Annotated in this window: 26 protein-coding genes; 22 read left to right on the forward strand and 4 right to left on the reverse strand. The window is 68.6% G+C overall.

Going from position 1 to position 24,734, the window contains the following annotated elements:
- Positions 1-14 precede the first annotated feature (14 nt).
- Positions 15-461, forward strand: coding sequence for a universal stress protein (locus KBY97_RS04715; RefSeq protein ID WP_255145540.1), 447 nt, complete (start codon positions 15-17; stop codon positions 459-461).
- Positions 462-472: 11 nt separating this feature from the next.
- Here KBY97_RS04715 and crtL read toward each other — a convergent pair whose 3' ends face one another.
- The gene (gene crtL / locus KBY97_RS04720) at positions 473-1,702 is read right to left on the reverse strand and encodes a lycopene beta cyclase (protein WP_255145714.1); all 1,230 of its coding nucleotides are present in this window, start codon (positions 1,700-1,702) and stop codon (positions 473-475) included.
- Positions 1,699-4,368 carry a DNA gyrase subunit A gene (gene gyrA, locus KBY97_RS04725; protein ID WP_255145541.1) on the reverse strand — a complete coding sequence of 890 codons (2,670 nt, stop codon included), beginning with the start codon at positions 4,366-4,368 and terminating at the stop codon, positions 1,699-1,701. Before gyrA ends, crtL begins: the two co-directional genes overlap by 4 nt.
- 97 nt (positions 4,369-4,465) lie before the next feature.
- On the opposite strand from gyrA, the gene KBY97_RS04730 reads away from it, so the two are divergent.
- The 7 genes from KBY97_RS04730 to rsmD all read left to right on the forward strand — a co-directional run bounded on the left by KBY97_RS04730 (position 4,466) and on the right by rsmD (position 10,842).
- A complete protein-coding gene (locus tag KBY97_RS04730; protein ID WP_255145542.1) occupies positions 4,466-5,620 on the forward strand; it encodes a homocysteine biosynthesis protein in 1,155 nt (384 codons plus the stop codon).
- Positions 5,621-5,729: 109 nt separating this feature from the next.
- Positions 5,730-6,599: a CAAD domain-containing protein gene (locus KBY97_RS04735; RefSeq protein ID WP_255145543.1), complete on the forward strand. Its 870-nt coding sequence runs from the start codon at positions 5,730-5,732 to the stop codon at positions 6,597-6,599.
- A gap of 85 nt (positions 6,600-6,684) precedes the next feature.
- Positions 6,685-7,848: a GuaB3 family IMP dehydrogenase-related protein gene (locus KBY97_RS04740; RefSeq protein WP_255145544.1), complete on the forward strand. Its 1,164-nt coding sequence runs from the start codon at positions 6,685-6,687 to the stop codon at positions 7,846-7,848.
- A gap of 235 nt (positions 7,849-8,083) precedes the next feature.
- Entirely contained in the window at positions 8,084-8,407 is a 324-nt protein-coding gene (gene trxA / locus KBY97_RS04745; RefSeq protein ID WP_094510265.1) for a thioredoxin, read from the forward strand.
- Positions 8,408-8,553: 146 nt separating this feature from the next.
- On the forward strand, positions 8,554-9,621 hold the full coding sequence (locus KBY97_RS04750; protein ID WP_255145545.1) for an LOG family protein: 1,068 nt from the start codon (positions 8,554-8,556) through the stop codon (positions 9,619-9,621).
- Positions 9,618-10,247: an imidazole glycerol phosphate synthase subunit HisH gene (hisH, locus tag KBY97_RS04755; protein ID WP_255145546.1), complete on the forward strand. Its 630-nt coding sequence runs from the start codon at positions 9,618-9,620 to the stop codon at positions 10,245-10,247. Before KBY97_RS04750 ends, hisH begins: the two co-directional genes overlap by 4 nt.
- A 10-nt stretch (positions 10,248-10,257) precedes the next feature.
- A complete protein-coding gene (gene rsmD, locus KBY97_RS04760) occupies positions 10,258-10,842 on the forward strand; it encodes a 16S rRNA (guanine(966)-N(2))-methyltransferase RsmD (protein ID WP_255145547.1) in 585 nt (194 codons plus the stop codon).
- 40 nt (positions 10,843-10,882) lie between these two features.
- Here the strand turns inward: rsmD and petG are convergent, their stop codons facing one another.
- Positions 10,883-10,996, reverse strand: a complete 114-nt coding sequence (petG, locus tag KBY97_RS04765) for a cytochrome b6-f complex subunit V (RefSeq protein WP_006041770.1) — start codon at positions 10,994-10,996, stop codon at positions 10,883-10,885.
- A 74-nt stretch (positions 10,997-11,070) separates the two neighbouring features.
- Here petG and KBY97_RS04770 point away from each other — a divergent pair, with 74 nt between their 5' ends.
- The 14 genes from KBY97_RS04770 (at position 11,071) to KBY97_RS04835 (ending at position 23,118) form a co-directional block, all read left to right on the forward strand.
- On the forward strand, positions 11,071-11,478 hold the full coding sequence (locus KBY97_RS04770; RefSeq protein ID WP_399217290.1) for a c-type cytochrome: 408 nt from the start codon (positions 11,071-11,073) through the stop codon (positions 11,476-11,478).
- Positions 11,475-12,338 carry an RNA methyltransferase gene (locus tag KBY97_RS04775; protein WP_399217291.1) on the forward strand — a complete coding sequence of 288 codons (864 nt, stop codon included), beginning with the start codon at positions 11,475-11,477 and terminating at the stop codon, positions 12,336-12,338. Before KBY97_RS04770 ends, KBY97_RS04775 begins: the two co-directional genes overlap by 4 nt.
- 21 nt (positions 12,339-12,359) lie before the next feature.
- Positions 12,360-13,451, forward strand: coding sequence for a serine hydrolase (locus tag KBY97_RS04780; protein WP_255145548.1), 1,092 nt, complete (start codon positions 12,360-12,362; stop codon positions 13,449-13,451).
- Complete coding sequence (locus tag KBY97_RS04785; protein WP_255145549.1) at positions 13,448-15,004, forward strand: DUF3370 domain-containing protein; 1,557 nt, start codon at positions 13,448-13,450, stop codon at positions 15,002-15,004. Before KBY97_RS04780 ends, KBY97_RS04785 begins: the two co-directional genes overlap by 4 nt.
- A complete protein-coding gene (gene bchI, locus KBY97_RS04790) occupies positions 15,001-16,089 on the forward strand; it encodes a magnesium chelatase ATPase subunit I (protein WP_255145550.1) in 1,089 nt (362 codons plus the stop codon). The genes KBY97_RS04785 and bchI overlap by 4 nt, the downstream gene beginning before the upstream one ends.
- 45 nt (positions 16,090-16,134) lie before the next feature.
- On the forward strand, positions 16,135-16,596 hold the full coding sequence (gene ruvC / locus KBY97_RS04795; RefSeq protein ID WP_255145551.1) for a crossover junction endodeoxyribonuclease RuvC: 462 nt from the start codon (positions 16,135-16,137) through the stop codon (positions 16,594-16,596).
- Positions 16,593-17,255: a 5-formyltetrahydrofolate cyclo-ligase gene (locus KBY97_RS04800; protein WP_255145552.1), complete on the forward strand. Its 663-nt coding sequence runs from the start codon at positions 16,593-16,595 to the stop codon at positions 17,253-17,255. Before ruvC ends, KBY97_RS04800 begins: the two co-directional genes overlap by 4 nt.
- Positions 17,256-17,318: 63 nt before the next feature.
- Positions 17,319-17,603, forward strand: coding sequence for a hypothetical protein (locus KBY97_RS04805; protein ID WP_255145553.1), 285 nt, complete (start codon positions 17,319-17,321; stop codon positions 17,601-17,603).
- Between the two features lie 71 nt (positions 17,604-17,674).
- The gene (locus tag KBY97_RS04810) at positions 17,675-18,181 is read left to right on the forward strand and encodes a hypothetical protein (protein WP_255145554.1); all 507 of its coding nucleotides are present in this window, start codon (positions 17,675-17,677) and stop codon (positions 18,179-18,181) included.
- Entirely contained in the window at positions 18,178-18,633 is a 456-nt protein-coding gene (locus tag KBY97_RS04815) for a SufE family protein (RefSeq protein WP_255145555.1), read from the forward strand. Before KBY97_RS04810 ends, KBY97_RS04815 begins: the two co-directional genes overlap by 4 nt.
- Positions 18,634-18,718: 85 nt before the next feature.
- Positions 18,719-20,023 (forward strand): homoserine dehydrogenase, encoded by a 1,305-nt coding sequence (locus KBY97_RS04820; RefSeq protein WP_255145556.1) that lies wholly within the window; start codon positions 18,719-18,721, stop codon positions 20,021-20,023.
- A gap of 146 nt (positions 20,024-20,169) precedes the next feature.
- Complete coding sequence (locus KBY97_RS04825; protein ID WP_399217296.1) at positions 20,170-20,481, forward strand: hypothetical protein; 312 nt, start codon at positions 20,170-20,172, stop codon at positions 20,479-20,481.
- The gene (locus tag KBY97_RS04830) at positions 20,462-22,102 is read left to right on the forward strand and encodes an ABC transporter substrate-binding protein (protein WP_255145557.1); all 1,641 of its coding nucleotides are present in this window, start codon (positions 20,462-20,464) and stop codon (positions 22,100-22,102) included. The genes KBY97_RS04825 and KBY97_RS04830 overlap by 20 nt, the downstream gene beginning before the upstream one ends.
- Positions 22,099-23,118 (forward strand): ABC transporter permease, encoded by a 1,020-nt coding sequence (locus tag KBY97_RS04835; protein ID WP_255145558.1) that lies wholly within the window; start codon positions 22,099-22,101, stop codon positions 23,116-23,118. The genes KBY97_RS04830 and KBY97_RS04835 overlap by 4 nt, the downstream gene beginning before the upstream one ends.
- 47 nt (positions 23,119-23,165) lie before the next feature.
- Here KBY97_RS04835 and KBY97_RS04840 read toward each other — a convergent pair whose 3' ends face one another.
- Positions 23,166-24,716: an alpha/beta hydrolase gene (locus KBY97_RS04840; protein ID WP_255145559.1), complete on the reverse strand. Its 1,551-nt coding sequence runs from the start codon at positions 24,714-24,716 to the stop codon at positions 23,166-23,168.
- Positions 24,717-24,734 lie beyond the last annotated feature (18 nt).

Here is a 24,734-nt window from a genome sequence, read left to right on the forward strand (position 1 = left end):
CGTGGAGTTTGGCCATGTTTCAGCACCTGCTCGTTCCTACCGACGGCTCCCAGCTTTCGCTGGCCGCCGCTGCCGCCGCCTGCCGCTTTGCCCGTGAGGCCGGCGCCAGGATCACTGTTCTCAATGTGCGGGCCCATGCACCGCTGGGGCTCTATTACGGCTCAGGTGAGTGGATCCAGCCCAGCACCCTCCAGGAAATCGAAGAGGTGGGCAAGGACGTTTCCCTGCGGGCCTTGGCGGAGGTGGTGAGCCTCGCCGCAGAGGCCGGTGTGGAGGCGGCGAGCGAGAGCGTGGTCAACGATTCGCCGTCGGAGGCCATCCTGGCGGCGGCGGACCGCCATGGCTGCGACCTGATCTTCATGGCCTCCCACGGGCGACGTGGCCTCACCGGCCTGCTGCTCGGCAGCCAGACGCAGCGCGTGCTCGCCCAGTCCAAGCAACCGGTGCTGGTGTTCCGCTGATCCCGGCAGGGTCAGCCCGCCAGGGCTCGCCAGGCCAGGGCCAGCTCCTTGCCCTGCGGCAGCATCAGGCCGAGCCGCACATCGCTGGGGGCCTGGCCGAACAGGCCCAGCATCGCCTGCACCAGCTGCGGCACGGTGAGAGTGTTGGCCAGAAAGCCGGTCCACTGCGGCGGGGGCAGATGGAAGAAGCTGTCGAAGAAGTGGCAGAGCTCCGCGTGCGAGAAGCGCATCAGTTTTTCCAGGCCGAAGCGGTAGATCGCCTGCTTGCGAACCAGCTCGGCAGACCAGAGCGTCTGCCAGGCCTGCTGTGCCACTTCCGGTGAAGTGGTGTTCGCGCTGGCCAGGCCGGCGGCAATCGCCGCCGCCAGGCCCGGGGCGCGGCGCAGCAACCCGCCCACCATGTAGCCCGAGGCGGGGTGCACCATGCTGGCGGCGCCACCGAAGCCCACCACCTGCTGGGTCAGATCCGGCAGCGGCAGGGTCATCGGGAACAGGCAATGCTCCGTTTCCCGCACCTGCTCGACGCGGATGCCCCGGTGGGCCAGCCGTTGGTGCAGACGCCTCTCCAGCAGGCCGAACGAGAGCGGCGGGGCGAGGGCGAGGGAGGTTTCCTCCACGAAGAATTCCCCCTGCCCCAGATCCATCGCGTAGAGGAAGGTGGGGGGCTCCAACCGTTCGTCGGCGCTGAGGTGGTCGTTGCTGTAGTCCATCAGCACAAACTGACCTTCCGCCACGGGCGCGGCGGAGAAGCGGCCCACGAGGCCGAAGGCGGCCTGCTGGGCGATCGGGCCGTGCTCGGGGCGGCGGATGAACACCGGGGCATGGCCACTGGCATCCACCACCAGTCGCGCCGTCAGGCTGGTGCCTTCGCCGGTGGTGACCACCGAGTCGTGGGAGTTGTGGCGGATGGCCGTCGCCTGGCCGCGATGCCAGCGGAGCTCCCCGGCGCAGCCATCGAGCCAGTGCTGCTGCAGCCGCTGGCGATCGAACAGGCCGTAGTCGTGGTTCAGGGCCAGCGGGCCAGCGCCGAAATCGGCCACACAATCCGACCAGCGATGGCCGAGCAGATCGCCGAGGCCGAGCGCGTCGAGTTCACCGCCCCAGATGCCGAAGGTGTTCTGCCAGGGGCTGAGGGGATCGGTGGCGGCCAAGGCCTCCACCTGCAGACCCTGGCGGCACAGTTCAGAACCGATGGCCAGAGCGGCCGGTCCGGCGCCGATCAGCAGGACATCGGCGCTCAGCTGTCTTCCTCGCTGGTGAGGTCAGCCGCTTCGCTGGCAGGTTCCGCTGTTGCGGCCGGGAGCGCCATGGTTTCGCTGTCGAGCTCCGGCGTTTCAGTGCCGTCCTCATCTTCGGCGGCGGCCGGCGGAATCAGCACCACTTCGGTGAGCCGGTCGCCGGTATCGAGCCGCTGCAGCTTCACCCCCGTGGCCGCCCGCGATTGCTGGGGAATGGCGTCGGAAGGCATCCGCACGATCACCCCTTTCTCGCTGACCAGCATCAGCTCCTCGCCGGAGCCGAGCACCTTGAGGCCCACCAGCACGTCCCCAGCGCGGCGGAACTTGATCGCGCGCAGGCCCAGACCGGCGCGGCGCTGCAGGCGGAACTGGTTCACCGGCACCCGTTTGCCCAGGCCACTGGCGGAAGCCACCAGCACCCAGGGGCCCTCACTCACCGCCACCTCGATGTCGGCATCCCCATCGGGTTCGTCGCCGTCCTCCTCGGTGCTGCTGGCGATGCGATCGGCCAGTTCGGCAGGAAGCACGTCCATGCTCACCAGTTGGTCGCCGGCGCGCAGTGCCATCGCCCGCACGCCGCGGGCGGTGCGGCCCAGGGGGCGCAACTCCCCATCGGTGAGGCGGAAGTGGATGGTCATGCCCTTGAGCGAACCGATCAGCACGCTGTCGCCCGGCAGGGCCAACCGGACCCAGCGCAGGGCATCGCCTTCCTCCAGCCCGATCGCGATCAGGCCGTTCGAGCGGATGTTGGCGAAGGCCGAGAGACGGGTGCGCTTGATGTAGCCACCACTGGTGAGCATCAGCAGCTGCACGTTGTCTTCGAACGCGCTGACAGCCAGCAACGTGGTGATCTGCTCCTCCCGCGGAATCGGCAGCAACTGCACCACCGGGGTTCCCTTGGCGGTGCGGCTGCCCACCGGGATGCGATAGGCGGGCACGGCATACACCACGCCCCGGTCGCTGAACAGCAGCAGGGTGTCGTGGTCGTTGCAGCTGATGAACAGCCGCACCGCTTCTTCCCCCTGGCTGCGGGTGCCGGCCTTGCCGCGGGTGCCGCGGCTGGTGGCCTCGAATTCGCTCACCGGCATGCGCTTGAGATAGCCGTTTTCAGTGAGCAACACCACCGAGCGCTCATTGGCGATCAGGTCGATGTCTTCAAGGCCGCCTTCCAGATCAAGGATCTCGGTGCGGCGGGGGGAGTCGTAGCGGGCGCGGATTTTGGCAATTTCCTCGCGGATCAGGCCCAGCACCCGCTCACGCCGGCCGAGGATGTCTTTGTAGTCGGCGATCTTGGCCACCAGATCCTCATGCTCGAGCCGGATCTTGTCGGCCTCCAGGGCGGTGAGGCGGCGCAGCTGCATCTGCAGGATGGCGTCGGCCTGGATCTCGCTGAGGCCGTGGCGCTCCTGCAGCTGGTGCCGGGCCGTGGCGGTGTCGGCGGCGGCGCGGATCAAGGCGATGATGGGATCGAGCTGCTCAAGCGCCAGCAGCAGGCCCAGCAGGATGTGGTCGCGCTCTTCAGCCTTGCGCAGCAGATAACGGGTGCGCCGCTCGATCGTTACGATGCGGAAATCGAGGAACACCTGCAACATCCGGCGCAGGGTGAGCAGGATCGGCTCCCCATTCACCAACGCCAGCATGTGGGCAGAGAAATTGCACTGCAATGGCGTGAGCTTGAACAGGTTGTTCAGCACCACCTGCGGGTAGGCATCGCGCCGAAGTTCAATCACGATGCGCATGCCATCGCGGTCGCTTTCGTCGCGGATGTCGGAAATTCCCTCCAGCTTTTTGTCGTTCACCATCTCGGCGATGCGCTCGATCATCGCCGCCTTGTTGGTTTGATAAGGAAGCTCGGTGATGATCACCGCATCCCGATCTGGCCGACCGGTCACTTCGAGCGTTTCGATCGATGCCACACCACGCATGGTGATCGATCCTCTGCCCGTGAGATAGGTTTCACGGATGCCGCTGCGGCCGAGAATCTGGCCGCCGGTGGGGAAATCCGGGCCGGGAATGATCGCCATCAGCGCTCGATCATCCACCTCAGGATTGTCGATCAGGGTCAGTAGACCGTCGATCAATTCGGTGAGGTTGTGGGGCGGAATGTTGGTGGCCATGCCCACCGCGATCCCTGAAGACCCATTCAGGAGCAGGTGTGGCACCCGCGCCGGCATCACGGTGGGTTCCTGCTGCGATCCATCGAAGTTGTCGATGAAATCGACCGTTTCTGCCTCGATGTCTTCCAGCAGGCTGTCGGTGGTGAGGGCCTGCAGCCGCGATTCCGTGTACCGCATGGCCGCCGGCGGGTCGTTGTCGACCGAACCGAAATTGCCGTGCCCATCAATCAGGGGCATGCGCATGGAGAAGTCCTGGGCCATGCGGACCAGGGCGTCGTACACGGCGGTGTCGCCGTGGGGGTGGTATTTGCCGAGCACTTCGCCCACCACACGGGCGCATTTCCGGTAAGGCCTGTCGCTGGTGAGGCCGAGCTCGTACATCGCATAGAGGATGCGCCGATGCACCGGCTTGAGGCCATCGCGGGCGTCGGGCAACGCCCGGCCCACGATCACGCTCATCGCATACTCCAGGTAGGAGCGCGACATTTCGTTTCGCAGGTCGGTTTGGATGATCCGCCCGTCGGACTCGCCGGGTCCTGTTGGGTCCGCCATCTCTCACCACTTTATCCGTGAGCCACTTTAATCGAGGCTCAGCCGCCCCGTTCGGTCCAGGTCCCCGACGCCCTCCTCAGCCTTGATCCGGCCGCCGATGTCCCTGGCCCCCCGCAGCGAAGCCGAACTCCAGCAGCGCCAGCGCAGCGGCACTCTGCGCGTGCTCGCTGCCGCTGATTTTCGGGCGTTGGTGGCGGCCGGCGGGCTGGAAGCGGCCTACGCCGCCACCGACGTGGTGGTGGCCGCCAATGCGGAGTTCACCGACCAGGCCACGCTGCAGCTCAGTCTCGGGCCGGTGGACCCGCCCCTGCGCATCCGTGGGGCTCGGCTCGACGGGGTTCTGGCCCAGGGGGCGGGCGGCACCGCGGGCCTGTGTCTCTCGATCGGTGGTGGGCTGGGCGAACCGCTGCGCCGGGGGGGCGCCCAGGTGCTGGAAACCCTGCTGGCCAGCCAGGAGGTGGAACTCACGCTCACGGGCGAGGCCACCGCCTCCCACCCGCGCCGGGAGTACCGGGGCCGGCTGTCGCTGGAGCGCCTGGGTGGTGCTCGCCTGCTGCTGCACCGCGCCATCGCTGAAAACGGGGTGGTGGCGGTGAGCAGCGCAGAGGGAGTGGTGCGCAGCCCTTACGGCCCCCTGCTCGGTCCCTACGGCAACGCCCTTTACAGCGGAGCCGGCAGCAGCAGCATCGGTCTCACCATGCCCTCGCTGGCCTGGCTCGGTCCGGGATCGCCCGTGCTGGTGGCGGGGGCGTTGGGCTGGGTGATCGGGGCAGGCCATGGGCACCAGCCCCGCACGCGGCGGCTGCCCAGCGGCCACGCGCGCACCCCCGGGGCGGTCGTGGCCGTGAGCGTCGATCTGCACGGGCTGCGGCCCGACTGGATACGCGCCTGTTTCTTCGAAGGACATGGCAGTGCCCTGATGGTGCCGATCGCCGTTCCCGTGCCCCTGCTCGATCTCGCAGTGGCCCGTCAGGCCTCGATCGGCGACGACCAGTTGGAAGCGCCCGTGCTCGATTTCTCGATCCCGCGCCGGATCCGCCCTGGGTTCGGTTTCGTGCCCTACAGCCAGCTGCTGGCCGGAGTGATCCAGGTGGACGGCCGCCGCATCCCCTGCGCGCCGGCCCACAGCCCCCGCCTGGCCCGGGAGATCGGCGCCTGCCTGATCGAGCAGCTGCAAAAGGGCCGCTTCCCGCTGCGTGGGCCGCTGGAGCCCCTGTCAGCGCGCCAGGGCCTGATCCCCCTGGAGGGTTGATCGGCCCTGTCAGAGGCAGCTGTGCTGGCCTGCTGCAACGGTCTGCCGAAGGGAGGCTCCCGGTTGCCGGATGCGCCGTAGGCTCCCGTTGCGGTTTTTGTGGCAGTCGATGACCGAGCCTTCCGCTTCCTCCAACTCGCCGTTCCTTCCCGGGGAGCAACCGCCGGCGCCTGAGCCCGCCGGAGAGGTCGCTGCTCCCGAAATCTCCGGCGGGGAGCAGGGCGCTGCTGACGTCTTCTCTGCTGCGGCCGCGGCCGATCAGCCGACCGCTGATGAACCGCCTGCTGAAGCCCCCGCCGCGCTTGCTGCCGACGCTGGTCCGGCACCGACCTGGCAGTCGGTGCCGGAACCGACGGTGCAGCTGGAGCCGGTGGTGCAGCCTGAGTCGATTGGGGACTCGGAGCGCTTCCCCCTTCCGCTCATGAGCGCGCCCGCGAATTCGGAGGCTGGGTCCCAGGCTGCTCCAGGTGAGGCGCCGCTCTCCACGCCGGTTGCCGCCACGGTCGCGGCATCGGCCGCTGCCCCTGTCGCTGCCGCTGCTTCAGGCAGCGAAGCCCCAGCTGAAGAGCCTCCCGCCGCTCCCAAGCCCACCGCTCAGCCCACCGCTGAACCTGCTGTGGCGGCCACCGTCCACGTGCCGGCCGCCCCGGCCACCGCCGAGGGCGGTGGCGAATGGGATTTGCTCGTGACCAAACTGCGCGAGTGGATCGGCAGCGGCCGCCTGCAGGACATGCTTGTGCAGTACCAGGCACCACTGCGCGCGGTCGCCCTGTTGCTTGCTCTGGTGCTGGTGCTGCGCCTTTACGGCGCCGTGATCGGCGCCATTGACAGCTTGCCCCTGCTGCCGGGGCTGCTGGAGCTGGCCGGGGTGATCTGGCTCAGCCGCTTTGCTGCTTCTCGCCTGGTGCGCAGCAGTGATCGCCAGCAGTTGATCGCTTCGCTGGAGCAGCGTTGGCGGGCGTTTCGCGGCAACGACTGAGGCCGCCCGTTGGGCTGGGCGGTGATCGACCGGAAGGCAGACAGGCCTGTTGATAGCTTGGCCCGACTGCGACGTCCATCCACCGGTGACCATTCAGTTAGGAGGAAAGCGCACCGTCCGTCGTGCCTACGGAATTGATGAAATCGCTCTGGTTCCTGGAGGCCGCACGGTCGATCCGGATGTCACCGACACCCGCTGGAGCATCGGAGGCATCGACCGCGAAATTCCAATCATCGCCAGCGCGATGGATGGGGTGGTGGATGTGTCGATGGCCGTCGAGCTCTGCCGCCTCGGCGCGCTCGGGGTTCTCAATCTTGAGGGTGTCCAGACCCGCTACGAGGACCCCAACCCGGCACTCGACCGCATCGCCGCGGTGGGCAAGCACGATTTCGTCCCCTTGATGCAGGAGCTGTACAGCCAGCCTGTGCAGGAAGTGCTGATCCGCAGGCGCATTGCTGAAATCCGTGAGCAGGGCGGCATCGCCGCCGTCAGTGCCACCCCCGCCGCCGCGTTGCGCTTTGGCAAGGCGGTAGCGGAAGCCGGAGCTGATCTCTTCTTCGTGCAGGCCACGGTGGTGTCCACCGAGCACATCGGACCGGAGGGCCGCGAGCGGCTCGATCTGGCCACCCTCTGCCGCGAGATGGGCGTGCCGGTGGTGATCGGCAACTGCGTCACCTACAACGTGGCCCTGGAGCTGATGCGCGCCGGTGCCGCCGGGGTGCTGGTGGGCATCGGCCCTGGCGCCGCCTGCACCTCCCGCGGGGTGCTCGGGGTGGGCATCCCCCAGGCCACCGCAGTCGCCGACTGCGCCGCTGCCCGCGACGACCATGAGCGGGAAACCGGGCGCCGCGTGCCGGTGATCGCCGATGGCGGCATCGTCACAGGCGGCGACATCTGCAAATGCATCGCCTGCGGGGCCGATGCCGTGATGATCGGCTCGCCGATCGCGCGGGCGGCCGAAGCACCCGGCCGCGGCTTCCATTGGGGCATGGCCACGCCAAGCCCGGTGCTACCGCGGGGCACCCGCATCAGCGTCGGCACCACCGGCAGCCTCGAGAAGATTCTGCGCGGCCCCGCCAGCCTCGATGACGGCACCCAGAACCTGCTGGGAGCCCTTAAGACATCGATGGGCACCTTGGGTGCCCGCACCCTTCGCGACATGCAGCAGGTGGAGGTGGTGGTGGCCCCCTCCCTGCTCACGGAAGGCAAGGTGTACCAGAAGGCTCAGCAACTGGGCATGGGCAAGTGAGGCTCCTGGTCAACCCCTGAATCGGCGCGCCATTTCAGGCGGCTTTCCAGCAATGAGACGCCACTGGACAGGCCGAGACGGGGGCTAGTCTCGTGCTGTGGGGGCTACGGCTCGCACACTCCTCACACCACCCCGCCCGGCGCGTCCGGGCATTTTCTCTTCCAACGTTCGGTGGCGGTCCCGGGAATGTTGCCAATGCCGTTGCTACATTGGCAAAACCTTGTCACTCCCTCGAATGTCCAGCGCCACTGCCGTCACCGACGCCTCCTTTGAGCTGGATGTGCTCAAGAGTGATGTGCCCGTGCTGGTGGATTTCTGGGCTCCCTGGTGTGGTCCCTGCCGCATGGTCGCTCCGATCGTCGATGAAATCGCCAAGGAATTTGAGGGCCGCATCAAGGTCTTCAAGCTCAACACCGACGAAAACCCCAACGTTGCCAGCCAGTACGGCATTCGCAGCATTCCCACTCTGATGGTGTTCAAAGGTGGCGTAAAAGTCGACACCGTCGTTGGCGCCGTGCCCAAGAACACCCTGTCCGGCACTATCACCAAATACCTCTGAGTTCTCCTCTCGCCCCTTCCGGCGTGTTGTCGCAGCCAGCCTCCGCCACCCCGCCGGATCCATTCGCTTCGCTCTCTGCTCGGGCGGAAGCGGGCACTGGCCCCTCCTCACCCTCAAAGGCGGATTCGCCTCAGGGACTTTTGTCCTTGGAAGGCGGGGCCAACGGGCACCCTGCCCCTGAACTCAGCAACCACCCCCAGCGATTGTTGATCGATCGATCGATCGCCACCTTGATGCGCATCGCCGGAAGCGGTGCCGACGGCGAGGATTGGGGGCTGATCAGCGGCACCCTTCAAGACATCCAACAGGCGCTGCAGATGTTCGAGCAGCACCGCCGCACCCGCAAGGTCACGGTGTTCGGCTCGGCCCGCACCACCCCGGACAGCCCCTGCTACACGCTCAGCGAAGAGCTGGCCAGTTGTGCCATCGCGGCAGGCTTTGATGTGATCACCGGCGCGGGTGCTGGCGTGATGGAGGCGGCGAATCGGGGTGCCGGTAGCGATCACGGCTTCGGCCTCAATGTGCAGCTGCCGTTCGAGCAACAGCCCAACCCCTACATCGCCGGTCGCAGCGACCGCCTGGTCGACTTCCGTTATTTCTTCACCCGCAAACTTTTCTTCCTGCGCGAATGCGATGCGCTGGTGGTACTGCCGGGGGGCTTCGGCACGCTCGATGAATTGTTTGAGTCGCTTACGCTCATCCAGACCGGCCGCATTGCCCCGATTCCCGTGGTGCTGTTGGCCCCCCCCGGTGATCCCTTCTGGACCAACTGGCAGCACACGCTCCGCCACGACTTGATCGATCGTGGGCTCGTGAGTGAGGCGGATGCGGCCCTCTTCTGCAAAGCCAGCAGCGCCGCCGAAGCCATGGCGCAGATCTGCCGCTTCTACCGCGTGTTTCATACCGCCAGGCTGGTGAATGACCGCCTTGAGCTGCTGCTGCACGCCCCCCTCACGCCCACACAGCTCAAGGTGCTGAACCAGCACTTCGCCGACCTACTGGACAGCGGCCAGATTGAGCTCGATGAAGTCTGCGATCTTTCTGACCAGCTCCGGCCATCGCTGCGCTTCGATTTCAACGACCGCAAGGTGGGCCGGCTTTATCAGTTGATTGAGCATCTCAACGGGCTCGATCTTCAAGGTGCACCGGAACCGCACCACCCAGAGCAACGCCGCTGCGCCTTTCCGCCCTCATCGGAGCACGGCCTGCCATGACCCGGATCGGACTGATCGATTACGGCATGGGCAATCTCCATTCCGTGCGCCGCGCGATTGAGCGCCTCGGAGCAGAGGTGGTGCCCGTGCAGGAAGCCGCTGCAATGCAGGCCTGCAAGGCGTTGATCCTCCCTGGCGTGGGCGCCTTCGACCCCGCCATGCAGCGACTGGAGCAGGCGGAGCTGATTGAACCCCTGCGCGACTGGTGCGGCTCGGGTGGGCGTCTGCTGGGGATCTGCCTGGGGCTGCAGTTGCTGTTCCAGGGCAGTGAGGAAGGCCAGCGCGAGGGCCTGAGCCTGTTGGCGGGCCGGGTGCGGGCCCTGCCGCGCACGCCTGATCATCCGATCCCTCACATGGGTTGGGCGCCGCTGCTGCCGGGCACGCCATCGCCGCTGCTGCCGCCGGATCACCCACCCGCCTGGGTCTACTTCGTGCATTCCTTCGCCGCCGATCCCATCGATTCCGCCTGCGTCACCGCCCAGGTGGTCTACGGCGATGCCCGGGTCACGGCTGCGGTCTGGCAGCAGAACGTGGCGGCCTGCCAGTTCCATCCGGAGAAATCAGGCCCGGTGGGTCAACAGATGTTGCGCCGCTGGCTGCGCTGGGTAGAGAGCGCCGCCGCATGACGTATCTGATATGACACTGCGGATCAGTGGTGGCCGCCGCCTGGTCAGCCCAGCGGGTTCGGCGGCCAGGCCCACCACCTCGCGGGTGCGGCTGGCGGTGATGAATCTGCTCAGCGCACATCTGGAGGGAGCGCGTTGGCTCGATCTCTGCTGCGGCAGTGGGGTGATGGGCTGCGAGGCGCTGCAGCGCGGCGTGGCGGCCGTGGTGGCGGTGGATCAGGACCGGGCGATGGCAGTCACGGCGCGGACCAATCTCGAAACGGTGCGCTCCGGGCTCAGGCGGCCGGTGACCGTGGAGGTGCTCTGCCGGCCCCTGCCACGCTGGCTTGAGGGTGGCGGCGCCTGCCGCACCGCTGGTGGGCCGTTCGATCTCATCTATGTGGATCCGCCTTACGACGCTGGATTGCACCAGCCGATCGCCGCAGCGGCGTTGCAGCACGGCTGGGTGGCCGCTGGTGGGCTGTTGGTCTGGGAATGCGGCAGCCGCCGGGTACCCGAACCGCCTGCCGGTTGGGAACTGAGTCAGCAGCGCCGCTACGGCAGCTCGGAAGTGGTGCTGCTGACGCCCCTACAGACGCCAGAAGAACCGCCATAGCCGCTGCGTGAAGTGAAGGCTGAAGGCGAGGAGCGCCGGATCAGCCGCCGAGGGCGCTGCCACGGCGGTATTGGTTCCAGGCCGCCACGAACAACCCCAACAGGGTGACGGGAATCAGACCCAGCACGATGCCACACAGCAGGGGTTCGATCATGGAGAGCCAGCCACACAGAAGTGACGCAATTGTTTCACGTCTGCGGCAGTCTGGAGTGAGCAGCGTGGCGTTCCTTGACAGGTGATCTGATCCCGGCAACGGCTCCTGGGGGGGGAGCGGAGGCCCCCTTCCGCCGTCAGGGTCTGATCACAGCGATGGTGCTGATGGCTGCTGCCGCCTGTGCGCTGCTGGCCTTGGGGCTGCTGCCCTCCATCGGTGGCGACCCCTACACCCGCCAGACCCTCGATCTGTCTGGTTCGGCCGATCGCGGCAGCAGACTGTTCCTGATCAACTGCGCCGGCTGCCACGGCATCGCCGGGCAGGGGCTCGTGGGCCCGAGCCTGCATGGCGTCACCCAGCGCAAGAACGATCGCCAGCTCGTGCAGCAGGTTGTGAGCGGCCGCACCCCGCCCATGCCCCGTTTCCAGCCTGATCCCCAGGCCATGGCTGATCTGATCGCCCATCTCCACGCTCTGGCGTGACGGCGCCGGCGCCCGTTTTCTTGCCACTGGTGGTGGTGCTGGTAGAACCTGCCGGCCCGCTCAATGTGGGCAGTGCTGCCCGGCTCTGCGCCAATTTCGGCATCAGCGAGCTGCGCCTGGTGGCGCCCCGCTGCGATCACCTCGGCGATGAAGCCCGCCGTATGGCCGTACACGCCCAGCCGCTGCTGGAGCGGGCCTTGGTGTTCCCCGGCCTGGCCGACGCTATCGCCGATTGCCGCCGCGTCGTGGCCGCCAGTGGCCGGCCGGAGGCAGCACCGGTGGCCGTGGTGGATCCGCCCGAGGCCTTTGCCTGGCTGGCGGCTGGAGGTGGAGATGGGGAGGGGGCCGCTGGGATGGGCCGCGCCCTTGGTGATGGTCCCGATCACAGCCCTGGCCCAGCGGCTGCGCCGGCCGTGGCGGTGCCGGGCGTGGCGGTGCCGGGTGCGGCCGCCCTCGTGTTCGGCCGGGAAGACCGGGGGCTGAGCAACGACGAACTGCTGCAGGCTGGACGGGTGCTGCGCATCGCCGCCGATCCCGCCTACACCTCGCTAAACCTTTCCCACGCGTTGGCCATCGTGTTGCATGAATGGCACCGGTTCCACGCCCGCTCGCCTGGTCCAGGCCCTGGTCCCACCACGGCGCTGCCCACACCGGTGCGACGCGCCGACCTGGAAGCGGCGCTGGCCGATGCCCAGGCCTTGCTGCTGGAGGTGGGTTTTCTGTTGCCGCACACAGCCCATGCCCGCATGGTCAAGGTGCGCGGCCTGCTGCAACGGGCCCAGATCGATGCCGATGAAGTGGCCCTGGTGCGTGGCATGGTCCGGCAACTGCGCTGGGCCACCGATCGCCGGACCCCTTAACGTCCTGCCAATCCTTCTTGCATGTCTGTGCGCTCGGGCCGTCCCCCCCGATCCGGATCCACCGGCTGGTTCCAGCCCCTGGCCCTGGTGCTGCGATTGCTGGTGTTGGGCGTTGGTCTGGGTGTGATCACCGGCACGGTGCTGAAACAGCTCGCCCCCCGGATGGCCCAGGGCGCCATGGACACGCCGCGCATCGGAGCTGGCACGACCCCGGTGGCGCCGCTTCAGCAGGGCATCCCGCTGGGCAGCTTCGAGCCCCGCGAAGAGCTCACGGCCCTCAGCGCCCGCTGGAAGGCCCTGGCGGCGGCCCAGAAAGACCTCAAGGTGGGCGGCTTCCTGCTGGTGCTCGATGACGGCCGCTTCGCCCAGCTGAATTCCGACACGCCGCTGCCTGCCGCCAGCTCGATCAAGACGCCGATCCTGCTGGTGGCGCTTGAGGATCTCGATCGTGGCAAGTTGCGCTGGGGCGAACCCCTGCCGCTCACCAAAGAGGTGGTGGGCGGTGGCGCCGGCTGGATGGCCAGCCGTCCGGTCGGCACCCGCTTCCCCTTCTACGAAGCGGCCACCGAAATGATCCGCGTCAGCGATAACAGCGCCACCAACCTGGTGATCAAGCGGGTGGGCGGCAAGCTGGCCATCAATGCCCGCTTCCAGGCGCTGGGCTTGCCTGCCACCGTGTTGAACAACTGGCTGCCCGATCTGGAGGGCACCAACACCACCAGCCCCCACGACCTCGCCCGCTCCATCGCCCTGGTGGACACCGGCGCCAAGCTGAGTCCACGGGCACGGGATCACTTCCGCACGATCATGGGCACCTCGCGCACCAACACCCTCCTCCCTGCGGGGGTGCTCAGGGGCATCGGCGGCGACTCCAGCGATCCCGACAGCGAGCTGCTGGCCCGCGGCATCACCGTGCTCAACAAGACCGGTGACATCGGCATTGCCTACGCCGATGCCGGACTGATCGAGCTGCCCAATGGCCAGCGGGCCGTGGCGGCGTTCATGGTCAAGGGCCCCTTCAACGATCCCCGTTCCACCGATCTGATCCGGGCGATGGCCGCAGCCCTGAGTGAAACCCTGATCGGCCGTTCCCCTGCCCCCACCCCGAGATGACTCTGCAAGCTCCCCGCAACCGCCGCCTTCGGCGGCTGAGCCCTTTGCTGCCAGCTCTTGCCGGTGTCGCCCTGGTGCTAAGCGCCGGCGGCAGAGCCGCAGCCGATCCAGGGACCAATCCGGTGGCAAATCCCGTGGCCAACCCTGCTGCTGCAGCCCCCGCGACGGCTCAGGCCCCCGCTTCCGCTCCCACCACCGTGCTGCGGCGCCAGCAGGTGAGGCCGCTCCCAGGGAAGCTTGATCAGGTGCCGGTGATCAACGACAACAACCCCGAGCTGATCACGGCGCCCGGCATCCTGCTCTCCACCTTTGATGGGGCCGCCACGGTGGGCGGGCAACCCCTCGGTGTCCCGGCAGCCCATCTCAACCGCCCGCTGAAGGGACGCTTCGACCTGTTCAGCCATCACGTGTACGCGGGACGGCCCGAAACCGTGGATTCCACCCTCTGGCTGGCTGTGGTGGCGGCGCCCAGCGGCCCGCGGCCGGTGCGCCTGCAGTTGATCAGCGGCTCCACGGCGCTGTCGCAGGCCACCGACCCAAAGCAGGCGGACGCCCCCTTCCTGCCCCTGCCGGCGCTGGTGCCCCACGACGGCACCTCTGCGTTTTCCGGGCCGGGCAGCCGGGTGGCCGCTGAATTGCTGCAGCAGCGCCGCAGCCCTGAGATTCCCGCCCAATGGCAGCTGCCTGCCGGAGAGCTCACCACCCTGCTGGCGGTGCCGATCCCAGTGCGTGGTCTCGACCCCCTGCTCAATGGCCGCAACCTGCAGCTGCGGCTGGTGAGCGACGGGCCGGTGCAGGTCGCCACCCTGGCCGCCTTTGGCGGTGACCAGGCCCCGTCGGACGCCACATGGCTGGAACTGTTGCGGGGCGGGCTCAGTCCCAAGGAGCACCAGCCCACCCCCCGCGGCACCAAGGGGCGGATGATCTATTCGCGGGTCAGCGGCGTGCAGCTGGGCAGCCGCTGGACCGGCACGCTCACCGATCCCGGCAGTCCGGTGCTGTCGGTGCGCAGCGCCCCGGTGTCGTGGCCGATCGCGGGGCTGGAGCTGGGCACCCTGGGCACCGGCCAGGTGCAGACCGCCGAGCTGGATGGCTTCTATCCCGGCACCGCCTGGGCCGCCCACGGCAACTACGGCGTTGAGTACGACCTGCGCCTGCCACTGCGCAATGACGGCACCGAAACGAGCGTCCTGGCCCTGGCGCTGGAGTCGCCCCGCAAGTCCGACACACCGTTGGGGGGGCTCAGCTTCAACGCCACCGAGGCCCGGCCAGTGATGTTCCGCGGCACCGTGGAGGTGAGTGGCCTCGACGATCCCCAGGGGCGGCGGATGGGCCGCCGCTGGTTCCATCTGGTGCAGCGCCAGGGGCAGCAGGGGCCAGAGCTGGGCCGCGTGCGGCTCCAGCCAGGAGAGCAACGGGAGTTGCGCGTCCGATTGATCTATCCCGCCGATGCCACCCCACCCCAGGTGCTCACCCTGCTGCCGGTGCCCGCCGCCCCGGCGGCAACATCAGCTGTGAAACAATCCGAACCCGTGCCGAGCTGTCGTCCGTGAGTCAGACCCGCAAGCGCAGGGTGTTCCCCTTCACCGCCATCGTCGGCCAGGAGGAGATGAAGCTCGCCCTGCTGCTGAACGTGATCGACCCCCGCATCGGCGGCGTGATGATCATGGGCGACCGGGGCACGGGCAAGTCGACCACCATCCGCGCCCTGGCTGACTTGCTGCCGGAAATCCCGGTGGTGGCTGGCGACCCCTACAACAGCTCCCCCACCGACCCCGATCTGCAGAGCAGCGAGGTGCGCGCGCGGGCCGAAGCCGGCGAGACCCTGCCAGTGGAACCCCGCCAGGTGCCGATGGTGGACCTGCCGCTGGGCGCCACCGAAGACCGTCTGTGCGGCACGATCGACATCGAGAAAGCCCTCAGCGAGGGCATCCGGGCGTTTGAGCCGGGCTTGCTGGCCAAGGCCAACCGCGGTCTGCTCTACGTCGATGAGGTGAACCTGCTCGACGACCACTTGGTGGACGTGCTGCTGGATTCGGCCGCCTCGGGCTGGAACACAGTGGAGCGGGAGGGGGTGAGTGTGCGCCATCCGGCCCGTTTCGTGCTGATCGGCTCCGGCAACCCGGAGGAAGGCGAACTGCGGCCCCAGCTGCTCGACCGCTTCGGCATGAGCGTGGAGGTGCGCACCGTGCGTGATCCCGAGTTGCGCGTGCAGGTGGTCGACCAGCGCACCGGCTTCGACGCCGACCCCGAGGCCTTCAGCGTGCAGGTGCAGGAGGTCCAGGAGGCCCTGCAGGCGCGGGTGGTGGAGGCCCAGAACCGCTTGCCCTCAGTGCTGATCGACGACGACCTGCGGGTGCGCATCTCGGCGGTGTGCGGCGAACTGGATGTGGACGGTCTGCGCGGCGACATCGTCACCAACCGGGCGGCGCGGGCCCTGGCCGCTTTTGAGCACCGCAACGAAGTCACCGACGACGACGTGGCCCGTGTGGTGGCCTGCTGCCTGCGCCACCGCCTGCGCAAGGATCCGCTGGAGCAGATCGACACCGGTGACCGGGTGATCAAGATGTTCTGCAAAGTGTTCGAGCGGCCCGAGCCAAGCGACCGCAGCGCTTTCGAGCTGGCCCTGGCAGCCTGAGCCTGCCGGCTCTGCAAATTTCGCAGGGCACGGATCATTCGCCCCATGCGCATCCTCGGCATTGATCCCGGCCTCGCCCGTGTCGGCTACGGCGTGATCGAGACCGGCCCGCCTCAGCAGATGCTCGATTGCGGCATGATCCAGACCCTTCCCGGCCGCTCCGATGGGGCGCGGATGGTGGAGATCGCCCGCGATCTGCGCTGGCTCGTGCGGCGCTGGCGCCCTGATCTGGCCTCGGTGGAGAAGTTCTTCTTCTACCGCTCCAGCACCACGATCTCGGTGGTGCAGGCCCGGGGGGTGGTGATCATGACCCTGGCGCGGCTGCGGGTGCCGGTGGTGGAGTTTCCGCCGATGCAGGTGAAGCTGGCGCTCACCGGCTCGGGCCATGCCGGCAAGGAGGAGGTGCTCGACGCCGTGATGCGCGAACTGTCGCTGGATCACCCCCCACGCCCCGACGACGCCGCCGATGCCCTGGCTGTGGCGCTCACCGGCTGGTTTCAGCGGTGAAACGGCCCGCTGCTGCTGGTGCTGCTGCTGCCGGTGGAAACGGCCCCGCCAAGGCAGCCCTGCGCCGCCACTGGCGGCAACGGCGCGCGGCCTTGCTGCTGGAAGCGCATGCTCCCTTGCAACAGCAGGCCGCGGCAGCCCTGGCCCCTTGGCTGGATCGCCCGCAGCGGCTGGGGCTCTACTGGCCCCTGCGCGGCGAAGCCGATCTGAGGCCGCTCCAGGCGCTGGGGCCGGCCTCGCTCGCCCTGCCGGCGGTATGGCCGGAGGCCGGGCCAGAGGCTGGTCCGACGGTGCGTTCAGAAGCAGGCACGGCAGGCGGAGGCGATGCCGAGCTCCATTACGTCGCCTGGAACCCGGGCGCGCCGCTGCTCCCCGATCACTGCGGCATCCCGGCCCCGCAGGGCCCGAGCCTCAGGCCCAGCGCGCTGGGCCTGCTGCTGGTGCCGGCGCTGGCCTTCGACCGCTGCGGCTACCGGCTGGGTTCCGGCGGTGGTTGGTACGACCGCTTGCGGCAGCACCAGGCCTGGCGCGCCGTGCCGGCCGTGATCGTGGCGCCCTATGGCTGCCTGGTGGAGGCCCTGCCTGCTGACCCCTGGGACATCCCTTTCGACGGTTGGCTGAGCGAACGGGGCCTGGAATGGTTGCAACCTGTTGAGTGATGACCACCACGGCCCGCCTTGTGGGGCTGCATTTGCCAGGATCCCCGCAGCTGAACCGCTCCTGTGGTGATCTCCCCGGATTCGTCCGCTCAACCGCCGATGGGCCTGATGCAGCCGGTGATCGCCAGGGTGGATGCCGATGGCAGCAACGGCCGGCGCCTTTCCCCGGCGCTGCGCGCCGGAACCGCTGCAGCAGCAGGTCGCACCGTGGCTGATCGCGTGATGGCCGCCGAGCTCGGCCACCGCTCCGAGCCCAGCGAGGCCCTGTCGATGATGGTGAGCTCGATGGTGCGGATGGTGCAGGCGGGCAAGGCCCATGCCGCCGGCAACCGCTGGTCGGCCTCCTGAAGCCCTCTTACGCTGGAGCGGGATGCCACCCCTGAAGTGGAACCGGCTCTCTTCTGTTTGCTGAATCGCCCGTGACCTCCTTCCACCGCCTGGTTGTGCCATGCCTGGGAGCGGCGACCTTTGCCCTGCTGCCTGTGGCGGCCCGGGCCCATGCCATCGAGAGCAGCCTCGATCAGCTCCGTTCCCTCAACGACGCCCTGCTGTTGGAGAGCCGCTTCTCCTCCGGCGAACCGGCGGCCGGAGCCCAGGTGCGCGTAGTGCCACCAGGTGGTGGAACCGCGGTGACGGTGGGCCAGCTCGATGCCGATGGCAAGCTGTCCTTCGTGCTGCCGAGCGGTGCCGATGGCACCTGGGAGCTCCAGGTCGACGACGGCCCCGGCCACCGCGACTTCCTCGACCTGAACGTGAGAAGTGGCCGCCCTCAGCTCGACACCCTCAGCAGCCGTCCCTCCGAACCAACGGCGGCCTGGGCCTCCCCCTGGCTGATCGGCACCGTGGTGCTGGGTGGGCTCGGCAGCATCGGCGGGGTGATCGCCGGCGTGAGTGGCTGGTCCGCTGCCCGCCGTCGCCTTCGATGAGCGGCGGCACTGAAGCACTGGACCGGATCGTTGGCCGCCTGCGCGGCACCACCGACCCCAAGCGCCGCTACGCCTACGTGCTCTGGCTGGCCCAGAAGCTGGAGCCGCTGCCGGATGAGTTCCGCGTCGATCTCTTCAAGGTGAAGGGCTGCGTGTCGCAGGTGTACGTGGTGGGTGAGCTTCAGCAGGGGCGGCTGCACTGGCGTGGGGATTCCGATGCCCAGATCACCAAGGGGCTGCTGGCCCTGCTGATCGAAGCGCTCGAAGGCCTGACGCCCGAGCAGGCTGCTGCCGTGGATCCTGCCTTCCTGGCGGACACGGGCCTGCAGGCCAGCCTCACCCCATCGCGGGCCAACGGCTTCCTCAACATCTTCAAGATGATGCAGGCCCAGGCCCGCAGTCTCGCCAGCGGCGAGTCCACCGCCGGTGCAGCGTCCGGCGCCCCGGCCTGATGGCCAGCGCCATTGGCGGCAGCCCGCATGAGCAGCCGCACCGCAGGCAGGTTTCTAGGCTCAGACCTTTCCAGGCAAGACAGGCATGACCATCGGCATCGGCTTGCTGGGTCTGGGCACGGTGGGAGCGGGCGTCGCCGCCATCCTGTCCGCCCCGGCGGGTCGCCATCCGCTGGTGGACCAGCTGCGGCTGCAACGGGTGGCCGTCAGAGATCTCAGCCGCCCGCGCCCGCTGGAGCTGGATCCGGCCCTGCTCACCACCGACCCCGAAGCGGTGGTGCAGGACCCGTCCGTCGACATCGTGGTGGAGGTGATGGGGGGCCTCGAGCCCGCCCGCAGCCTGATCCTCAGTGCCATCGCCGCAGGGAAGTCGGTGGTGACGGCCAACAAGGCGGTGATCGCCCGCCACGGCCAGGAAATTGCCGCGGCAGCGGCGGCGCGTGGCGTGTACGTGCTGATTGAAGCCGCCGTCGGTGGCGGCATTCCGATCATCGAGCCACTGAAGCAGTCGCTGGGTGCCAACCGCATCCAGCGGGTGAGCGGCATCATCAACGGCACCACCAACTACATCCTCACCCGCATGGCGGATGAGGGGGCCCTCTACGGCACGGTGCTGGCCGATGCCCAGGCCCTCGGCTACGCCGAAGCCGACCCGGCCGCCGATGTGGAAGGCGGCGATGCCGCCGACAAGATCGCCATCCTGGCGGGGTTGGCCTACGGCGGTGGTGTTGAACGCTCCGCCATCCCCACCGAGGGCATCAGCGGCCTGCAGGCCAGGGATGTGAGCTACGCCGACCAGCTGGGCTTCCGCGTCAAGCTGCTGGCGGTGGCCCAGAGCGAGGGCACCGACCCCGATGGCACCGAGCAGCTTGATGTGCGGGTGCATCCCACCCTGGTGCCGAAGGATCACCCGCTGGCGGGGGTGAACGGCGTCAACAACGCCATCCTCGTGGAGGGGGATCCGGTGGGGCGGGTGATGTTCTACGGGCCTGGCGCCGGCGCCGGACCCACCGCTTCGGCCGTGGTGGCCGACATCCTCAACATTGCCGGCATCCGCCAGGTGGGCGGCCCGTCGGCCGGGCTCGATCCGTTGCTGGCGGCTGGCAGCTGGCGCCGTTGCCGCCTGGTGGATCCCGCTGTCACCCGCCACCGCAACTACCTGCGTCTGCAGACCACCGACCAGGCGGGGGTGATCGGGCGGATCGGCAGTTGCTTCGGCCACGAGGAGGTGTCGATCCAGTCGATCGTGCAATTCCAGGCCTCCGGCGGTGAGGCCGAGATCGTGGTGATCACCCACGGGGTGCAGGAGGCCCGTTTCCGTGCGGCGCTGGCAGAGATTGCCGCCCTTCCGGATGTGAAGGCGGTGGCCGCCTGCCTGCGAACCCTCTGATGGGAAGGATCCACGAACCTTCGGATGGAAGTGATCAACGGCCCCATCTGATGGGTGTGATCAGCAGCACCAATCGTTCCGTCGCGATCCCCTCACCGGGATTTCTTAAGGTTCATGGCGAACGCCTTCCCCTCTCCAGCCCCGAAATGCTGTCGACACACGCCCCCACCACGGGCGACCCGCAGCGCCGTCAGGCCCCATCCCCCCTCGCCACCCCTCTTCCTACGGACACCCCCTCCATTCGCACCAGCCCGATGAGCCTCCACCAGGGTGATTGCATTCACCTCGCCTCGGATTCGAACCTCTACCAGGTGATCGCCGTGGATCCCCCCCACGACCGTTGCTGGGTGCGCCGCTGGCCCCTGGCACGGGAGGGCTCCCCGGTGTTCGAGGTGTCCCTGCAGCAGGTTCACAACACGCCGCCCTCCCTGGCCCTCCATGGCCAGCCGAGCCTTTGAATGGCCGCAGCGCGCGTTACCGCTCCCCATCGCCCCCTTTTCTGATCTGAAGCGCTGGCTCACGCGTCCCCTGGTGGGAGCGCTGAGCCTGGTCCTGCTGGCGGCCTGCCAGCCCGTCCGCCCGGTGGACCGCCTGGTGGTGGCGGGCCGCAGCCGCATTGATTCGGTGGATCCGGCCGCCACCTTCAGCATCGGCGCGATGCAGCTGCTGAGCGCCCTGGGAGATCCCCTCTACGCGATCAGCCCCGACGGGGAACTGCAGCCGCGCCTGGCCGTGGCGCCGCCCCGGCTCAGCGCCGATCGCCTCACCGCCTGGGTGCCGCTGCGTCAGGGCGTGCGCTTCCACGACGGCAGCCGCTTCGATGCCGCCGCCATGGTGTTCACGCTGGAGCGCTTCCTGGCGATCGGCAAGCTGAGCTACCTGCTCGGCGATCGGATCGCCTCTGTGCGGGCCAGTGGGCCCTACGAACTGGAGCTGCGCCTGAGGCGTCCGTTCACGGCCCTGCCCCAGCTGCTCACGGCGGTGAATCTCACGCCGCTGTCCCCCACGGCCTACCGCGCCCACGGCCGCCGCTTTCTGAACGAGCGCTTCGTGGGCACCGGGCCCTACCGGCTCACCTTCTTCAACGACCAGCAGCAGCGGCTGGAGCCCTTCGCCGACTACTGGGGCCCGAAGCCCGCCAACAGCGGCATCGACATGGTGAACCTGAGCAACTCCACCGCCCTTTACGGCGCCCTGCGCAGCGGCGAGGTGGATGTGCTGCTCTCCACCAGCCTGGAGGGCGATCAGCAGCTGTCGCTGCACCGCCTGGCCGCGGCCGGCTCCCTGCGCGAAGGGAGGGGGCCAGCTCTGGAGATCGGCTATCTCACGCTGCTCAGCGACCAGCCGCCCCTGAAGGATCCACGCCTGCGCCGCGCTCTGGCGTTCGGTCTCGATCGGGAGCTGATCAGCCAGCGGGTCAGCCACGGGCTGCGCCCTTCCCTGCGGGAGCTGGTCCCCCCCACGATCCCCGGCTCCGATCCGCAGGCCTGGCCCGCCTTCGATCCGGCCCAGGCCCGCGAGCTGTTCCGCCAGGCCGGCTACTGCAATGGCCGGCGGTTGAGCGTGCCCCTCACCTTCCGCTCCAACATCCCCTCCGACCGTCTCTTTGCGCTCACCTGGAAGGAGCAACTGGCCCGTGACTTCGGTGACTGCGTGCAACTGGAGATCAGCGGCATGGAATCGACCACGGCCTACCGGCAGCTCGGCAAGGGGGCCTTCACGGCGATCCTGCTGGAGTGGATGGGGGATTTCCCTGATGCCGACAACTACCTGATTCCCCTGTTGGGGTGTGAGCAGGCGGAGGGCAACCGCTGCCTCAAGGGGGCCAGCGCCGCCAGCGGCAGCTTCTGGACCCAGCCAGGTCTTGAGCAGGATCTCAAGCGCAGTGAAAGTCTGGAAGGGGAGGAGCGCGTCGCCCTGCTGCGTCGCCTGCAGCAACAGGTGGCCCAGGCGTCCCCTTATATCCCGGTGTGGCTGGTGGCCCCACGCGCCTGGGCCCGCCCCAACCTGCAGACGCCCCGCTTCGATGGGGCCGGCCGGGTGGTGTTCAGCCGGCTGCAGAAGGAGCACCACCCATGAGCCGCCGTTCCCAGTTGCTGCGCTACGGCGCCAGCCGCCTGCTGCTTGGCCCGGTGATGCTCTGGCTGATCGCCACGCTGGTGTTCCTGCTGCTGCGGCTGGCGCCGGGTGATCCGATCGATGCCCTGCTCGGCATCCGCGCTCCTGAGGAGGCCCGCGCCGCCCTGCGCCAGCAACTCGGGCTTGATCTGCCGCTGCTCACCCAGTACGGCCAGTTCCTTGTGGGCTTGCTGCGCGGGGATCTGGGCGCCTCGCTCACCAACCAGACACCGGTGGCCCAGGTGATCAGCCAGAGCCTGCCGGCCAGCCTGGAGCTGGGCGTGTGCGCCCTGCTGCTCGCGGCCGTGCTGGGTCTGGCGGTGGGCTTCTCCGGCATCGCCCGCCCCGACGGCAAGCTCGATCTGGCCGGCCGCCTCTACGGCATTGGCACCTACGCCCTGCCCCCCTTCTGGGCGGCGATGGTGGTGCAACTGGTGTTCGCCGTCTGGCTTGGCTGGTTGCCTGTGGGGGGGCGTTTCCCCGTCACGCTGCTGCCGCCCACCGGCTCGGGCTTCTACCTGTTTGACAGCCTGCGGGCCGGCAACTGGGAGCAGTTCAGCGGCACGGTGCGGCACCTGGTGCTGCCCGCCAGCACGCTTGGCGTGCTGCTCAGCGGCATCTTCGACAATGCGCTGCGGCTCAACCTGCGCCGGGCGCTCCGTTCCGACTACGTGGAAGCGGCCCGCAGCCGCGGCCTGAGCGAAACCCGGGTGGTGCTGCGCCATGCCCTGCCGAATGCCCTGTTGCCGGTGCTCACGATTTCCGGGATCACCGTGGCGTCGCTGATTGGCGGCGCCCTGCTGATTGAGGTCACCTATTCGTGGCCGGGCATCGCCTTCCGGCTGCAGGAAGCGATCGCCCAGCGGGATTACCCCCTGGTGCAGGGGATCGTGGTGGTGGTGGCGGCGCTGGTAGTGGTGGTGAGTGTGGTGGTGGACCTGCTGGTGGCCCTGCTGGATCCCCGGATTCGGTTCTGATCCCTGCTGCTGAAGCCGGTTCGGAACCCTGCCGCTGCGGCGGCGGTTCAGCCGCCCACACGCCGGTGCCAGCGGCGAGCGGCTGCCCGATCGAGCACATACGCCCTCACGGTGCCCTGCAGGCGCTGCTGGCTGGGCAGGGCGGCGGATCCATCGAGGGATGCGAGGAAATCGGCGGTGAGGTTGAGCAGCAGCTCCTGTACCTGGCGCGGCTCCACCCCGACCAGCTCCTGGCCCAACTGCAGCAGGGCGGGGTTGTCATCGCCGAGGCGCACCACCGAGAAGTGGCTGCCTCCCTCCACCATCACCAGCCGGCTGCGGGGGTTGTGGTGTTGCAGGAACAGGTCCAGCTGCTCGCCCACAGGTGGTGTCACCAAGTCAAGGCCGCCGCCCACCATCAGCAGCGGTGTGCCGTTGAGGCGATTCAGGCCGCGGCCTGGCCAGAGCAGGCTGCCGAAACCGTTGAAGCTCACCACCGCCGCCACCGGATCGCGCCCATCGCCGCTGCCCACCTCCGGCAAGGGCACCTCCGGCAACTGGCACTGCAGCAACCACGAGAGGTTGTTGAGCGGGATGCCTTTCATTGCCCGCTTGCAGCGCTGCTCCAGGCCCGCCACGGGCCGAGCGCCCCCGGCCATCAACGCCGACAGGCCCCCGAGCGAATGGCCAAGCAGCACGGCAGAGGAGCCCAACGGCGGCAGCTGGCCGTCCTGTTCGGCCTTCAGCACCGCCTCCACATCCGCCAGGCGGGCGGGGAGGGTTTCGGCGCCGGGGGGCGGGCGCTGCCCATCGAGCAATTGCCGCACGACGCGATCGTCACTGCTGGGATCATTGATCACCAGCACCGGGTAGCCGCGCTCCGCCAGCCCCCGGGCCAGCCAGCTCAGCTGGGCGCCGCTGCTGCCCAGCCCCGGCATCACCAGCACGTAAGCGTCCCGACGGGGGGCCACTGCCTCCCACAGCTCGATCTGCAGGGGGTCGGGGCGGTGGGGCACCGCCAGTGCCAGTGCGCGGAGCCTGGGAACCGCGCCGCTGGGCAGGTGTGCCGGTGTCGGCCACGCATCGGGGGGGAAGGTCAGGGGCAGCGGCAGCTGGCGCAATTGCCGCAGGGCCTGGCCCTGACGCTCCACCTGCCGGCGCCACTGCTGCGCCAGCTCCAGCACCTCATCCACCTCCAGGGTGAGCCGGGGGGCGGGCACGGCCCGCAGCAGGCTCAAGGGGGTGACCGGCTCCGGGCGTTGCAGCAGGCCGCGCAGGGTGTTGACCAGCAGGACGCCGCTGCCGCTCTGATCGGTGCTGAGCAACGCCCCCATCTCCTCCAGCACCTGGCGGCCCGCCCAGCTCTGGATCAACTGCAGCGCCAGGTCGCGCTCCTCCAGCATCGGCGTGCGCAGCAAGCGCCGCAGATCGTCGCGGCTGCGAGGGTCGAGCAACTCGAACCACACGCCCAGGTCGTTGCTCCGCGAGCCAGGATCGCGGCTCCAGGCCTCCAGCTGGCCGATGTCGATGGGCAGCGAGAACCCATCGAGTCGAACGATCAGCTGATCAGCTGCCTTGGCCGGGCTGCCCGCCCCGACCAGCACACTGGTGAGAAGCACGAACAGCGATCGGAACCG

Source organism: Synechococcus sp. ATX 2A4 (assembly GCF_024346375.1).
Lineage (GTDB): Bacteria > Cyanobacteriota > Cyanobacteriia > PCC-6307 > Cyanobiaceae > MW101C3.